This is a genomic window from Nocardioides salsibiostraticola (assembly GCF_054783655.1).
The window spans coordinates 44,194-58,155 of record NZ_BAAGQD010000017.1; the positions used below are offsets into that span (position 1 = coordinate 44,194).

The 13,962-nt window shown below is 69.6% G+C and carries 13 protein-coding genes; 9 read left to right on the top strand and 4 right to left on the bottom strand.

Annotated elements, in window-relative coordinates; all coding sequences use genetic code 11:
* Positions 1–11 precede the first annotated feature (11 nt).
* The 4 genes from ACYVLV_RS10835 (at position 12) to ACYVLV_RS10850 (ending at position 4,764) form a co-directional block, all read left to right on the top strand.
* Positions 12–398 (top strand): hypothetical protein, encoded by a 387-nt coding sequence (locus ACYVLV_RS10835; protein WP_460809859.1) that lies wholly within the window; start codon positions 12–14, stop codon positions 396–398.
* Positions 395–1,153: a type 1 glutamine amidotransferase gene (locus ACYVLV_RS10840; RefSeq protein ID WP_460809861.1), complete on the top strand. Its 759-nt coding sequence runs from the start codon at positions 395–397 to the stop codon at positions 1,151–1,153. The genes ACYVLV_RS10835 and ACYVLV_RS10840 overlap by 4 nt, the downstream gene beginning before the upstream one ends.
* Positions 1,153–4,155: a bifunctional [glutamine synthetase] adenylyltransferase/[glutamine synthetase]-adenylyl-L-tyrosine phosphorylase gene (locus ACYVLV_RS10845; RefSeq protein ID WP_460809862.1), complete on the top strand. Its 3,003-nt coding sequence runs from the start codon at positions 1,153–1,155 to the stop codon at positions 4,153–4,155. The genes ACYVLV_RS10840 and ACYVLV_RS10845 overlap by 1 nt, the downstream gene beginning before the upstream one ends.
* Positions 4,156–4,347: 192 nt before the next feature.
* Complete coding sequence (locus ACYVLV_RS10850; RefSeq protein WP_460809863.1) at positions 4,348–4,764, top strand: hypothetical protein; 417 nt, start codon at positions 4,348–4,350, stop codon at positions 4,762–4,764.
* On the opposite strand, the gene ACYVLV_RS10855 is transcribed toward ACYVLV_RS10850, so the two are convergent.
* A complete protein-coding gene (locus tag ACYVLV_RS10855) occupies positions 4,715–5,440 on the bottom strand; it encodes a response regulator transcription factor (protein WP_460809865.1) in 726 nt (241 codons plus the stop codon). The two genes, ACYVLV_RS10850 and ACYVLV_RS10855, sit on opposite strands and share 50 nt — an antisense overlap.
* Before the next feature lie 109 nt (positions 5,441–5,549).
* Here ACYVLV_RS10855 and ACYVLV_RS10860 point away from each other — a divergent pair, with 109 nt between their 5' ends.
* The 4 genes from ACYVLV_RS10860 to ACYVLV_RS10875 all read left to right on the top strand — a co-directional run bounded on the left by ACYVLV_RS10860 (position 5,550) and on the right by ACYVLV_RS10875 (position 9,486).
* Complete coding sequence (locus tag ACYVLV_RS10860; protein WP_460809867.1) at positions 5,550–6,341, top strand: hypothetical protein; 792 nt, start codon at positions 5,550–5,552, stop codon at positions 6,339–6,341.
* A gap of 97 nt (positions 6,342–6,438) precedes the next feature.
* Positions 6,439–7,536: a class I tRNA ligase family protein gene (locus ACYVLV_RS10865; RefSeq protein ID WP_460809868.1), complete on the top strand. Its 1,098-nt coding sequence runs from the start codon at positions 6,439–6,441 to the stop codon at positions 7,534–7,536.
* 20 nt (positions 7,537–7,556) lie between these two features.
* On the top strand, positions 7,557–8,687 hold the full coding sequence (locus tag ACYVLV_RS10870) for a CaiB/BaiF CoA transferase family protein (protein WP_460809869.1): 1,131 nt from the start codon (positions 7,557–7,559) through the stop codon (positions 8,685–8,687).
* Position 8,688: 1 nt separating this feature from the next.
* Positions 8,689–9,486: a UbiA family prenyltransferase gene (locus tag ACYVLV_RS10875; RefSeq protein ID WP_460809871.1), complete on the top strand. Its 798-nt coding sequence runs from the start codon at positions 8,689–8,691 to the stop codon at positions 9,484–9,486.
* Between the two features lie 22 nt (positions 9,487–9,508).
* Here the strand turns inward: ACYVLV_RS10875 and ACYVLV_RS10880 are convergent, their stop codons facing one another.
* Genes ACYVLV_RS10880 through ACYVLV_RS10890 form a run of 3 tightly spaced genes read right to left on the bottom strand, consistent with a single transcriptional unit; the run spans position 9,509 to position 12,645 of the window.
* On the bottom strand, positions 9,509–10,513 hold the full coding sequence (locus ACYVLV_RS10880) for a 5'-3' exonuclease (protein ID WP_460809872.1): 1,005 nt from the start codon (positions 10,511–10,513) through the stop codon (positions 9,509–9,511).
* A 36-nt stretch (positions 10,514–10,549) separates the two neighbouring features.
* Entirely contained in the window at positions 10,550–11,719 is a 1,170-nt protein-coding gene (locus ACYVLV_RS10885; protein WP_460809873.1) for an ABC transporter permease, read from the bottom strand.
* A complete protein-coding gene (locus ACYVLV_RS10890) occupies positions 11,716–12,645 on the bottom strand; it encodes an ABC transporter ATP-binding protein (protein WP_460809874.1) in 930 nt (309 codons plus the stop codon). Before ACYVLV_RS10890 ends, ACYVLV_RS10885 begins: the two co-directional genes overlap by 4 nt.
* A gap of 197 nt (positions 12,646–12,842) precedes the next feature.
* Here ACYVLV_RS10890 and ctlX point away from each other — a divergent pair, with 197 nt between their 5' ends.
* Entirely contained in the window at positions 12,843–13,871 is a 1,029-nt protein-coding gene (gene ctlX, locus ACYVLV_RS10895) for a citrulline utilization hydrolase CtlX (RefSeq protein ID WP_460809875.1), read from the top strand.
* Positions 13,872–13,962: the final 91 nt, after the last annotated feature.

Genomic DNA, 13,962 nt, shown 5'->3' on the forward strand with positions numbered 1-13,962 from the left:
AGGACCGCCTGATGCCTACCAGTAGCACCACCGCGACCGCCGTCTACGGCGATGACCGGGTCCGTCGTTTGCGCATCGCCCTGGGTTCCTTGGCGGGCACCGCCCTGGTCGGCCTCGTCCTCGGCCTCTACGTGTTGGTTGCGGGGGAGCCCGGTGACGCCGATGCGCGTCGCTCGGGCATCGTGCTGGCGGCGCTCTCGGCGGTGTTGCTCAGCGCAGCGGCGGCGACGTGGGTGCGCCTGCCGCGGCGTACTGCCGGGGTCCGTCGGGCCGCCGCCGCCTGCGGGGCTCTGGCGCTGCTCTCCGCGCTGCCCACCGCGGGTCTGATCCTCGGCTTCGTCTGGGCCGTCATCGGCCTGGGCATCGTCTTCCTCGCCATCGGACCGGACGAGCCATGAGCCCCCGGATCGGCGTCATCGAACACGACATCTACTGCCCTCCCGGCCTTCTGGGGCAGTGGCTCGTCGAGGCGGGCGCCGTACTCGACGTCCGCCGCCCGTACGCCGGGGACCCGCTCCCGGCTCTCGCTGGCCCCGGCGACCCATACGACACCGACGCCGTTGACGGTCTGGTCGTGCTCGGTGGCCCGATGGATGCGTGGGACGACGACCACCACGCCTGGTTGGAGCCCACCCGCGAACTCATCCGAGAAGCCGGCCGGAGTGCCGTTCCGACGCTGGGGGTGTGTCTGGGCCACCAGTTGTGCGCCCTGGCTCTCGGTGGCAAGGTCGGGCGTAGCCCGCGGGGACAGCAGACCGGAATGACGCCCATCGGGTGGCGGGAGGAAGCGATGGACGACCGACTCCTCGGTGCGCTCGCGCAGCGCGTCGAGCCGGCCCGCGGGGTGCAGTGGAACGACGACCTGGTGCTCGCCCTGCCGCCCGAGGCGGTCGTCCTGGCCCAGACCCCGGCCGGTGACCTGCAGGCCGTTCGCTTCGCCGACACCGTGTGGGGCGTCCAGTGGCACCCCGAGGTCGACGAGAGGCTGGTGGCCCCCTGGGCCGAGAAGGACGAGGCTCGCCACACAGCGCGAGACCTCGACCAGTCCGCGCTGCTGCGGCAGATCGCCGACGCCCGCGCCGAACTCGAAACGACGTGGCGCCCCCTCGCCGACGCCTTCGTCGGGTCGCTGGTCCCGGAGGCGGTGCGCTGATGACCACTCCCGCCCCCGGGCCCTGCAGCAAGCGCAATCTGCTGCGACTGGGGTTCCTGGAGGCGGAGGTGGGGTCACAGCGCCTCGCAGCGTTGGGGCCGTGCTCGGATTCCTTGGTCACGATGCTGGCCAAGACCGCCGACCCGGACGGGGCCCTGGACGGGTTGACGCGGCTGATCGAGGCCGCCTCGGCGCCCCAGGAACTCATCGACGCACTGGATCGCGACGAGGGCACCGCGATGCGGTTGCTCAGTGTCTTGGGGGCCAGCGAGGCTCTGACCGATCACCTGGTCCGGCACCCGGAGCACTGGCGGGAGTTGACCGACCCCCTGCTGGGGTCGACTCGCCCGGCGGCCCGAGCCGTGCGGGCGGGGTTGTTGGAATGCGTGGGTGCCGAACACGCCGACGCCGAGCCGGTGGCGACCCTGCCCGATGGGGAGTGCCTCGACGCGCTCCGGGTGGAGTACCGCCGGGTTCTGCTGCGCCTGGCGGCTCGGGACCTGGCCCACGACATGCGCATCGACGACGTGGCCGCCGAGTTGGCCGAACTCGCCGACGGCACCCTGGAGGCCGCGCTGGCGGTGGCCCGGCAGCGGGTCGGTGAGCAGGCTCATCAGACGCGGCTGAGCGTGATCGCTATGGGCAAGTGCGGCGGTCACGAGTTGAACTATGTCTCGGACGTCGACGTCATCTTCGTGCACGCGACCCCCGACGGGGTCGACCCGGAGGACTCGCACGCCGAGCAGTCGGCCAATCGGATCGCCACCCAGTTGGCCGGGCACCTGATCCGGATCTGCTCCGACCACACCGGGGAGGGGACGATCTGGCCGGTCGACGCGGCCCTGCGACCTGAGGGCAGCTCGGGTCCACTGACCCGCACGTTGACGAGCCACCAGGGCTACTACGAACGCTGGGCCAAGACGTGGGAGTTCCAGGCGCTGCTCAAGGCCCGTCCGGTGGCCGGAGACCTGGCCCTCGGTGCCGAATACGTCGAGATGGTCACCCCGATGATCTGGTGCGCGGCCGAGCGTGAGGGCTTCGTCGGGGACGCTCAGGCGATGCGCCGCCGGGTCATCGAGCACATCCCCGCCCGCGAAGCCGACCGCCAGCTGAAGCTGGGGTCCGGCGGCCTGCGCGACGTCGAGTTCGCCGTGCAACTGCTGCAACTCGTGCACGGTCGCGCCGATGACCGGATCCGGGCTCCCACGACGTTGAGCGCCCTGGCCCAACTGACGAAGACGGGCTACGTCGGTCGCGAGGACGGTGAGGCCCTCCACGAGGCCTACTCGTTCCTGCGCACCCTGGAGCACCGCATCCAACTCCACCGGTTGCGGCGGATCCACGTGGTTCCCGAGGACAAGGAGTCCTTGCGTCGTCTGGGACGGACCCTGGGCTTCTTCAAGGACCCGATCGGTTCCTTCGACAAGGCCTGGCGCTACCACCGTCGCGAGGTGCGCCGGTTGCACGAGAAGCTCTTCTACCGCCCGCTGCTCGGCGCCGTCGCGAAGATCCCCGGCGAGGAGGCCCGCCTGTCCTCGGAGGCTGCGCGCGATCGGCTCCACGCGCTCGGGTACGCCGACGCCGGCGCCGCCCTGCGTAATCTGGAGGCTCTCACCGCCGGGGTCTCCCGGACCGCCACGGTGCAACGCGCCCTCCTCCCGGCCATGCTGGAGTGGTTCGCCGAGGGACCCGACCCGGACGCCGGACTGTTCGGGTTCCGCCGGATCAGCGAGGCCCTGGGACGCACCCCGTGGTACCTCAAGACCTTGCGCGACGAGGGTGCGGTGGCCCAACGACTCGCCCAACTGCTGTCCACGTCGCGCTACGCCACCGCCCTCCTCGAGCACGAACCCCAGGGGGTGCGGATCCTCGGCGGCGAACTGTCGCCCCCGGATGGTGCGGCGCTGACCGAGGAGATGCGGTCGACCGGGCGGCGCCAGGACTCGGCCGTCAAGGCCGTGCGGGCCCTCCGCGCCGTACGGCGTCGCGAACTGTTGCGTCTGGCCGCCGGCGAGTGCCTCGGCCTGGTCGACGTGGCCGATGTGGGTGCCGGGCTGTCGCGGCTGACCGACGCCACCTTGGAGGCCACCTTGGAGGTGGTCATGGCGCAGGTGGCCAAGGAACGGAAGCTGGACGAGGTCCCGACCCGGATCGCGATCATCGCCATGGGCCGGTACGGCGGATTCGAGCTCTCCTACGGCAGCGACGCCGACGTGTTGTTCGTGCACGACCCGATCCCTGGCGCCGACGCGACGGTGGCCTCCTCCTTCGCCCAGGCGGTGGCCAACGAGCTACGCAACATGCTGATGGCGCCCGGAGACGACCCCGCGCTGGAGGTCGACGCCGGGCTGCGGCCGGAGGGCAAGCAGGGCCCCCTCGTGCGCACCATCGACTCCTACGCCACCTACTACGCGAAGTGGTCCAAGGTCTGGGAGGCCCAGGCACTCCTTCGCGCCGACGCCGTCGTGGGCGACCCGCACCTGCGCCAACGGTTCACCGAACTGATCGACCCGTTGCGCTACCCCGAGGAGGGGCTCAGCGAGGACGACACCATCGAGGTGCGTCGGATCAAGGCCCGCGTCGATGAGGAACGGTTGCCCCGGGGGGCTGACCGCCACGCGCACCTGAAACTGGGCCAGGGTGGTCTCGCGGACATCGAGTGGACCGTGCAGCTCCTCCAGATGCGGCACGCCGGTGAGCACGAGGGACTGCGGACCCCGCGCACCCTTGCCGCCCTGACGGCGGCGGCCGAGGCGGAACTGGTCACCGCCGAGGACGCCGAGACCCTGTCCGTCGGATGGCGCACGGTGAGCCAGGTGCGCAACGCCGTCACCCTGGCCCGAGGCAAGCCCTCGGACTCACTGCCACGGGACGCCCGTGAACGGGCGGCGGTGGCCAGCATCCTGGGCTATCCGCCGGCCCACACCGATGCGATGGTCAACGACCTGCTGCGGACGATGCGGGTCTCCCGAGCGGTGGTCGACCGGGTCTTCTGGGAGTGAGATAGCACAGCAACGGCGTACGGATGCGAGTCTTGAGACTTCCTTGAGGTTGATCCGGCCATAACGTTGCGGTGGCGACGGCACAGTAGTGGGAATGCTTCGACATCTCGGAACCCCACGGAAGGCGGCCGCCATACGCCCCCTCGACGATCGAACGCCCGACGGGGTGTTGGTGTGGAGCGAGGTTCTCCGATGATGGTCCTCGATCAACGCGAGCTCGAGCGCCTGGCCGATGAGGCTCGCAGCACCGACGCGATGTGCGACTACGTGGGGCGTTATCGCCGACTGCTGTCGCGTCGCGTAGGACGCATCGTCGACGCCCTGGCGGTCGCTGACCTCGACGATGCGATGGACGCCGTGCTGAGTCTGAGGGCTTCCTCGGTGATGGTGGGTGCCTGTGAGACGGCCGAACTGGCTCAACGGATCAGAGTGGCGCTGCGGGCCGGGGATCTCCCCGGCGCCCGATCGGCCGCGTCGGTACTGCCGATGGTCACCGGTCGACTCGACACCCTCCTGGGAGAGTTCCTGGCCGCTACGGATTGCTGCAGCAGGGGCAGTTTCAGTCGGGCGTTTCCATGCGATAGCCCACCCCACGCACAGTGCGGATGAACTGACCGCTCTTCTCTCCGAGTTTGCGGCGTAGGTTGCCGATGTGGACCTCCACCAGGTGGGTGTCGGTGGCCCACTCGGTGTCCCAGACCGACCGCAACAGCGCCTCACGGGTCCAGACCCGGGCGGGGGTGCGCATCAACTCGGTGAGCAGGTCGAACTCGGTGCGGGTCAGTTCCAGTTCGTCGGACGCACGGAATGCGCGACGACCGTCGACGTCCACCCGCAGGACGCCGTGCTCGAGCACCTCGTGATCGCTCGACCCGGCGTCCATCACGGAGGCCGCCGGGCCGCGACGGGGGCGACGGAACAACGCGTTGACCCGGGCCTTGAGCTCCCGGACGCTGAAGGGTTTGGACAGGAAGTCGTCGGCCCCGGTCTCCAGACCGAGCAGACGGTCGATCTCGTCGTCGCGGGAGGTGATCATCACGACGTAGGCGTCGCTGATCTCACGGATTCTGCGGCACGTCTCGATCCCGTCGATCCCGGGAAGTCCGAGGTCCAGGGTGATCAGGTCGGGATCCGAGGTGCGTACGACCTCCAGCCCCTCCAACCCGCTCTCGACGCTGGTCACCTCGAAACCCTGGGTGCTGAGGGTGAATTCGATCAGTGAGCGGATGTCCTCATCGTCCTCGACAACCAGCGCGCGGCGCTCTGTTCCGGGGTCGGTGCTCACGACCGGGACTATGCCAGACCTGTGGTGAGGAAGAGCACACCGCCACACTGCGGCGGCCCCGGGGATCAGCGACTGTGCAGCGCCGACAATTCTGCTTAGAATCGCCCGCGTGTCATCGACGGAGAAGCAGACCACCGGTCTGCGCGGGGGGCCCGTGAGCGAGCGACTGCAGGTGCTCGCCCTGTTCTTGCTGACCCTGGTGACCGCTGGGTTGGCCCTCGTCGTCGTGATCGACTTCTTCGACGACGAGCAGCCCACTGCGGCCGGGGCGCAGAGCGATCCCGCGGAGACCGCGGCCAGCGAGCCCTCGGCGACGGTTGCCCCGGAGACCGAGGAGCCCACCGTGATGCCCCGGGCGGTGTTCATCGGCGACGAATGGGCCCAGGGAGCCGGGGCGAGTGGAGCCGACAAGTCCTTCACCGCCCTGACCGCCACCCAACTGGGGTGGACCTTCGACGTCGACGCGGTGGCGGGATCGGGCTGGACCAAGGATGCGCCCGGCGTACCCAACAGCCGCTTCGTGGATCGAGCTGCCCGCCTCACCGACGGCGACAACGCCCCCGACGTCGTGGTCTTCTCCGCCCAGACCCCGTCGGGTTCGCCTCTCAAGGAGGTCGAGGACCTCATCTCGCAGACGGTGGAGGCGGTCCGCACCCAGGTGCCGGACGCGACGATCGTCGTGGTGCTCCCGGTGGCGAACAACCAGGCGGATCTGTTGTGTCCCCCCGTCGCAGACGACCTCATCTGTATCGACACCTTCGCCGAGGGATGGCTGACCCCGGGGGATCGCGGACAGTTGATGAACAAGCAGGTCGGGGCGCCCAACGACGCGGGCCACGAACGGTTGGCGGGGTTCCTTTCCAAGGACCTGCGCGATGCGCTGCCCGACCTCACTCAGTAGCAGCGTGGCGGCAGGTGCCAGACTGCCGAGTATGACGTCGTCGGCCAACAGATCCGGAGTCTTTGATCCCCTGCACCGCGTCGGGAGAACACCCCCGGTGCCGCAAACGGTGGTGCTCGGCGCTGCGCCGGTGCCCGTGGTGGGGTCCGCCAAGGTGTACGTCTGCGGGATCACGCCGTACGACGTGACGCACCTGGGGCACGCCTCCACCTTCGTGTGGGCCGACGTGTTGGCGGCGACTCTGGAGTCGACCGGTGTGGTGGCGCGGGTCTGCCGCAACATCACCGACATCGACGATGTGCTGACCAGCGCTGCGAAGGAGCGGGGTCGGTACTTCGACGAGTTGGCCCTGACCCAGGAGGCCCAGTTCGACATGAGCATGCGGGCGCTCCGGGTGCCGACGCCGGCCGATGAACCCCGAGCCCGACACCACGTGAACGCCGTCGCCCAGTTGGCCGCGGCGCTGCTCGGGGTCGGAGCGGCCTACGAACGTGACGGCACGGTGTGGTTCCGGGGCGGTGAGATCTGGAAGTCCGCCGGGCTGACCCGCGAGGAGGCGTTGGCGCGGTCGGAGGCCTACGGCGACAACCCGGGCGAGGCGGCCAAGGACGACCCCTTCGACGTACCGATCTGGCTGTCGTCCGGGCCCGAGGACCCGGCGTGGCCCAGCCCGTGGGGATGGGGCCGACCCGGCTGGCACGCGGAATGCGCGGCGATGGCCATGATGACGTTGGGGACCTCGGTCGATGTCCTGGTCGGCGGCGAGGACCTGATCTTCCCTCACCACGTCTACCAGGCGGCCATGGTCCAGGCGGTCTCCGGCGTGGCTCCGTTCGCGCGGGCGGCGCTGCACGTGGGGGAGGTGCGGTTGGCGGGGGAGAAGATGGCCAAGTCCACCGGCAACCTCGTGCTCGTCGACGACCTGTTGAAGGACTGTTCTCCGGCGGCGCTGCGGATGCTGCTGATCGACCGACGTTACGGGGAGGCCTGGGACTTCGACCCGGCTGACCTCGAGCACGCCCAGTCCCGGTTGGAGCGGTTGTACGCCGCCGCAGGCCGACCCGGAACCGACGAGAAGGATGTTGCGCTCGCTCGCCTGCGCGACGATCTGGACGTCCCCGGTGCGCTGGACGCGGCCGAGGCGGCCGGCGGGGAGACCGCTCGAGCGTTGATCACCACCCTGCGCCTGGGCTAGCGACAGTGCCTGAAAGGGACGTGCACGAAAACGGGGCGGACGCCGCTCTCGCAGGAGTTCGGATCGTCGACTTCAGCCGGGTGCTGGCCGGTCCCTACGCCACGATGATGCTCGCCGATCTCGGCGCCGAGGTCATCAAGGTCGAGCGCCCCGTGACCGGGGACGAGACCCGGTCCTGGGGTCCGCCGTGGTCGCCGGGACCGGACGGGGCGGCGACGTACTTCCTGGGCGTGAACCGCAACAAGTCCTCGGTGACGCTTGATCTGACCACCGACGACGGTCGTGAGCAGGCGGCCGCGATGGTGGCCCAGGCCGACGTGGTGGTGGAGAACTTCCGGCCCGGCACGATGGATCGACTCGGACTGGGGTACGCCGCGCTGTCGGCCAACCACCCAGGACTGATCTACTGCTCGATCTCGGGGTTCGGGGCGGCCGGGGGTGCCCACCTCGCGGGTTACGACCTGGTCGTGCAGGCCGCGAGCGGATTGATGAGCATCACCGGGGACGAGCAGTCGGGCCCGATGAAGTCCGGGGTCGCGCTGATCGACATCATCACCGGGCTGCACGCCTCGGTCGGGATCCAGGCGGCGCTGCGCCACCGGGACCGCACCGGTGCGGGCCAGCGGGTCGACGTCGACCTGTTGACCTCGGCCCTGGCCGCACTGAGCAGCCAGTCCAGCGCCCACCTCGTCGCCGGCGTCGATCCGGAGCCGATGGGCAACGCCCACCCCAGCATCGCGCCGTACGAGGTCGTCGCCACCCGGGACCGGCCCCTCGCGTTGGCCGCCCCCAACAACAAGTTGTTCATCCGACTCTGCGAAGCGATGGGCCGGCCTGATCTGAGTGCCGACGAGCGGTACGCCGAGAACACCTCACGCGTGACCCACCGCGCAGCCCTGATGGCGTCCCTGGGGGAGACCTTCGCCGAGCACGACGCCGACCACTGGTTCTCGGTGCTGACCCATGCGGGGGTGCCGTGCGCGCCGGTCAACAGCGTCGGCCAGGCCTTCGATCTGGCGCGGACCCTCGGCCTGGACCCCGTCACGCATGCGGAGGATTCCCCGGAGGGACCTCCACAGGTGCGCAACCCGATCCGACTCTCGGGCACACCGGCCCGGCACCGCACCGACCCACCCGCACGGACGGACTGACATGCGCTTCAAGACATTGATGGGGGCGGCGCACCCGGGACCGGCGGTGGCGGTCACCGTGTTGGCGGGGCTCCTCGCGGTGGCCTCGGGCGCGTCGTGGGGATTGATCGTCCTGATCGTGGCTGCGGTCGCCACCGGGCAGTTGTCCATCGGCTGGTCGAACGACCTGATCGACGTCGGCCGCGACCGGGCCGTGGGCCGAACCGACAAGCCATTGGTCTCCGGTGAGCTGAGTGAGGGCCTCGTCCGCTTCGCCTGCGCTGCGTCGCTGGCGGCGTCGGTGCCGCTCTCCTTGGCTTGCGGCTGGGTCGCGGGCTCGATCCACCTGGTCGGGATCGTGGGTGGTGGCTGGGCCTACAACCTCGGGTTGAAGGGGACGGTGTGGTCGTGGGCGCCGTACGCCCTCGGCTTCGGTGCGCTGCCGACGTTCGTGGTGTTGGCCTCGGTGCCAGGTGAGGTCCCGGCGTTATGGATACCGGTGGCCGGGGCCCTGCTCGGGGTCGGTGCCCACTTCGTCAATGTCGTGCCGGACCTGGCCGACGACGCTGCGACGGGCGTCCGCGGCCTCCCACATCGGCTGGGTGCGACGGGAAGCCTGCGCGCCTCGGCCCTGCTGCTGGCCACCGCGACGGCGGTGATCGTGGTGGGCGCCGGATTGTCGACGATCGTGGCCGTGATCGGCCTTGCCGTGGCCGCTCTGCTTGTGGGTGTCATCTGGTTCGGATCGGGCCGTACGCCGTTCCGGGCAGCCATCGCGATCGCGCTGGTCGACGTCGTCCTGCTGCTGATCGCGGGCTAGTTCTCAGCAGTCGGGGTGGGTGTCACCCGGCTGCGGTGAGCACGCTCAGGGCGGTCTTCGTCGTCGACTCGACCCCGAGGTAGCCCACCACCCGCTGAACGGTGTCCGGGTCCAGGGGGAGACTGCCCGGACCTCCCGATTGGCCTGGACCTCCCGGCTGGCCGGGAGCGAGGGTCAGATCGAGGTCGTGACGACCGGTCATCAGGGACAGGTTGGACTCGTACTGCTCCCGAGCGCCCGGCGCGAGCAGACGCTTCATCAGTCCCACGCTGACCCGGGAGCGACCCTCCTCGGCGCAGACGGAGTCGAGGGCCGCCGCGATATTGGCTCCTGCGCAGGCGTCGATGTCGGCCCAGACGGCCTCCATCGATCCCGCCACCTGGAACAGCAGGGGAGCGGTCTTCTCCCCGATCCCCGCCACCCCGGGGATGTTGTCGCTCGAGTCCCCGCGCAGGGCGGCGTACTCCAGATAGCGCTCGGCGTCGACGGCGTACATCGTGCGGAGACGGTCGGGGGTGAGCAGCGGTGACCCGGTGACGCCCCCGGAGATCAGGCGCAGGACATGCGTGCTGGGGGTGATGTGGGCGAACGCGTCCCGGTCGGAGGTGACGATCACGCACCGCCACCCGTTCTGCTCGGCCCAGTGGGCTGCCGAGGCGCTGACGTCGTCGGCCTCGAGGCCGGGCGGGGTGACGGTCAGAAGGCCCAAGGCGCGCAGCAGGCCGGGCGCCCGGTCGAGTTGGTCGATGAGGTCGGGGTCCTTGGGTGGACGACCCGCCTTGTACGCCGGATAGGTCTTGGCTCGCATGGATTCGGTGCGGTCGTCGAAGCCGAAGACGATCAGGTCCGGGGTGAACTGGTCGATGACGTCGAGGATCTGCAGGACCATGCCGTGCAGCGCCCACGCGGGGCGGCCGCCGGCGTCACGCAACCCCGACTCGGCGCGGGCGTGATGGTTGCGGTGCAGCAGCGAGGGCGCGTCCACCGCGAGCAGGAGGCGGGGTGGCGTCGGGTCGGGGTGGGTCATGGGAGTGCGGCCAGCCTACGCAGCCGCGATGGTCGCTCAGGCCACCCGGCTGCCGGCCGACAGCTTCCGATAGGGCACCCGCACCCGTTGTACGGCGATGTACAACGCGCCCGCGCTGAGGAGCATCTGCGCTCCGATGCCCCACGGCCACAGGGCGCTGAGGTTGTCGCGCCGGTTCTGCCGGTCGATCTCCTCGGAGGAGAGTTGGTCGGTGCACTCACTGGACCCCATCGATGAGTCGGGTCCCAACCGGGCCTCGCGGACGGCGTACTTCAGGCTGTCGAGGATGCCGTTGCTGGAGTAGTACTCGTCGGACGTCTGCTCCGGGGTGGGGGCGGAGTCGGCGACGATGACGAACGGGTTGACCGCCAGGAGCCACCACAGCCGGTCGGTGCGTGGCTCGTTGCTGTTGTAGCTCTCGGTCCGGCAGACGTAGAACTGCCCGTTGCGGTCCTGCTGGGCGTTGGGCGGAGCGGACTTCTTGTCGTAGTACTGGGGGAACTCGTAGGTCTCGGTGGTGTTGGTCGTCCAGAGGGCGGCGAAGAGGCCGAAGAACACCGGCAGGATCGCCACCAGTACGGCGATCGTGAGGTAGGTCAGGACGGTGGACGCGGCCGTCCCCGACGTGAGCGCTGACCAGCCCAACCCGAAGGCGCAGACCACGAGCAGTTCGACCGCCAGGACGATCACGACCGTGGCCAGGGCGCCGAGCCTGGCCTCGGAGGTGAAGAAGCCCAGACCGATGAAGGGCATGGCCAGGGCCAGCAGGACCAGGGAGGCGATCCAGGACGCGAGGAGCTTGCCCAGGACGATGTCCGCGGCCGACAACGGGGTCGACTGGAGGGGCGCAAGGGTTCCTTCCTTCGCGTCGCCGTTGATGGATCCGGCCGACAGCGTCGGGGAGACCAGGAGCCCCATGAACAACACGAAGAAGACGATGAGCCCGAAGACCGCATCGCCCTCGCTGGCGTCGACGGCCTGAGCGGCCGCGATGGTGAGCAGGGCGACGCCGGCGATGAGCGCGAAGACCACCGCAATTCCGATGCGCCACCGCGTGGAACGGAACCGCTGGCGGATCTCCAACTCCATGACTAGGCGGGTGCCGCTCCACGAGACCGCCCAGGCGTCGCGTCGTGAGCGGTCGCTGTCGGAACTGTTGTCGGTCGGTTCGGTCTGGTCGGTGGGACCGGTCGTGTCGGTGGTCATCGGCGGTCGGCCTCCATCGAGAGATACACCTGTTCCAGTGCGCTGCCCACGGGCCCGTAGGAAGAGATCCGAAGTCCGGAACCGACCAGCCAGGTCAGCAGGGCTGCGGCGTCGTCGGCGTCGGTGACCTGCACCGTGGCCCGGGTGGGGTCCCCGGCAGCGGTGGCGGTCCACGGACGGTTGGCCTCGGACAGACGGGCGTGGACGTCGTCGCCCGGCAGGACCTGGATCTGCCAGGTGTTGCGGGCCTGGGCGACCAGCGCATCGGTGGAGGAGTCGGAGGTACGACCCGCGGCCATGAAGACCGCCTCGTCGACCATCTCGTCGAGTTCGGCAAGGACGTGGGAGGAGATCAGCACTGCCTTGCCCTCCGCTGCGAACTCGTGGATGAGGTTGCGTAGTTCGATGCGGCTGCGCGGATCGAGGCCGGAGGCGGGCTCGTCGAGGATCAGCACCGACGGGTCGCCCACCAGGGAACGGGCCAGGGACAGGCGCTGCTTCTGACCGCGGCTGAGCACCCGGGCCGGTTGGGCGGCGTACTCCGAGAGATGCACGCGGCGCAGCAGGTCATGGGCGCGGCTGCGCGCGTCGGTCAGGGGCAACCCGTAGGCGCGGCCGAAGGTGCTCAGGGTCTCCTCGCAGGTCAGCGAATCCCAGGTCCCCAGGACATCGGGCATCCAGCCGATCCGGGCGCGCGTCTCGCGTCCGCCGACGGCGTGGGTGACCCCGTCGACGGCGATGCGACCCGCATCGGGCTTCAGCAGCCCGGCGAGCATCAGCATCAGCGTGGTCTTGCCGCAACCGTTGGGCCCGATCAGGGCGGTCACGGTGCCGCTCGCAACGCTCAGGGAGGCGTCGCTGACGGCTTGGACGGTGCCGAAGGCGCGGCGTACGCCGAGGGCCTCCAGGGCGGGTGGTGCGGTCATGGCGCCACTGTAAGTTTCGAAAGTCGGAAATCGTGGCTCTTGAGGTGACCCGGCTCCCCGAGTCGGCGCAAGTTTTTGAAAACGCGCCGGGTCGACGCCGTACGAGCGTCAAGATGCGCCGACTCGGCGGTCCGAGCCGGCAGATATTTCCTGGGGTGAATGCCCGGAGAGGGGCCGAGATCCTCTAGATTCCGACCGTGAGCGCTCAAGCACCCTCTGCTGTCATCCTGATCCGTGCCGAACGGTTCGTGCCCAACCCGACCACCGCGGCCGACAACGCCTTCCAGGCCGATCTGCCGCTGGGTCAGTCCGACGAGGTCACCTCGGCGATGGCGCTGGCCGAGATGGATGCCGTCGCGGACGCGTTGCGTGCCGCGGGTGTGCGCGTCCATGTCTTCGCCGACGAGGACCACACCCGACCCGACAGCGTCTTCCCGAACAACTGGCTCTCCACGCACGCGGGCGGCAACGTGGCGATCTATCCGATGTACGCCTCCAACCGTCGCCACGAGCGCCGGTCCGATGTCCTGGAACTGCTCAAGTCGTCCTACCGGGTCCAGACGATCGTGGACTACTCCGGTCTGGAGAACGACGGCATCTTCCTCGAGGGCACCGGGGCGATGGTCCTCGACCATGTGTCGCGGGTCGCCTACACCGCAGTCAGCCACCGCGCCGACACCCACGTGCTCGAGCGCTTCTGCACCGATCTGGGCTACGAGCCGATGGCCTTCGACGCCGTCGACTCCTCGGGCGTGCCGGTTTACCACACCAACGTGATCGCCTGCATCGGCACCGACGTCGCCCTGATCGCCCTGGAGATGATCCCGGACGAGGTGCGCCGCGCCGGGGTGCGGGAGCGACTCACCGTCAACGGCCGCAAGGTCGTCGAGCTCACCGAGGAGCAGGTGCGGGAGTTCGCCGGGAACGCGGTCGAGCTGTGCGGACGCACGCCGGAGGGCCAACGGAACTACATCATGGCGATGTCCTCCCGGGCCCGGCGAAGCCTGCGTCCCGACCAGATCGCGGTCATCGAGGAGTCGTGCAGCATCGTCGACGTCGACATCCCGACCATCGAGCTGGCCGGTGGCTCGGTGCGGTGCATGATCGCCGGCGTACACCTCGATCACCGTCCGGTGGGGGTCGCACTGGGGCCGACACCTGCCGTGTCCGCCATCGACCAGAACCCCCAGACGGTGGACGGACGCGACGTGGCCGGGGGCCACTGACCGCCCCTGTAGCCGCACCGGACAACGGCCGTCACACTGGGTCTGGCAGTGTCGACACCAGACACCCTTGATTCTTAGAACGCCGTCAGGG

What these genes read in the sequence shown, in the direction of transcription:
- ACYVLV_RS10835 (WP_460809859.1), top strand. Translation starts at nt 12, where the DNA reads ATGCCTACCAGTAGCACCACCGCGACCGCCGTCTACGGCGATGACCGG.
- ACYVLV_RS10840 (WP_460809861.1), top strand. Translation starts at nt 395, where the DNA reads ATGAGCCCCCGGATCGGCGTCATCGAACACGACATCTACTGCCCTCCC.
- ACYVLV_RS10845 (WP_460809862.1), top strand. Translation starts at nt 1,153, where the DNA reads ATGACCACTCCCGCCCCCGGGCCCTGCAGCAAGCGCAATCTGCTGCGA.
- ACYVLV_RS10850 (WP_460809863.1), top strand. Translation starts at nt 4,348, where the DNA reads ATGATGGTCCTCGATCAACGCGAGCTCGAGCGCCTGGCCGATGAGGCT.
- ACYVLV_RS10875 (WP_460809871.1), top strand. Translation starts at nt 8,689, where the DNA reads ATGCGCTTCAAGACATTGATGGGGGCGGCGCACCCGGGACCGGCGGTG.
- ACYVLV_RS10880 (WP_460809872.1), bottom strand. Translation starts at nt 10,513, where the DNA reads ATGACCCACCCCGACCCGACGCCACCCCGCCTCCTGCTCGCGGTGGAC.
- ACYVLV_RS10885 (WP_460809873.1), bottom strand. Translation starts at nt 11,719, where the DNA reads ATGACCACCGACACGACCGGTCCCACCGACCAGACCGAACCGACCGAC.
- ACYVLV_RS10890 (WP_460809874.1), bottom strand. Translation starts at nt 12,645, where the DNA reads ATGACCGCACCACCCGCCCTGGAGGCCCTCGGCGTACGCCGCGCCTTC.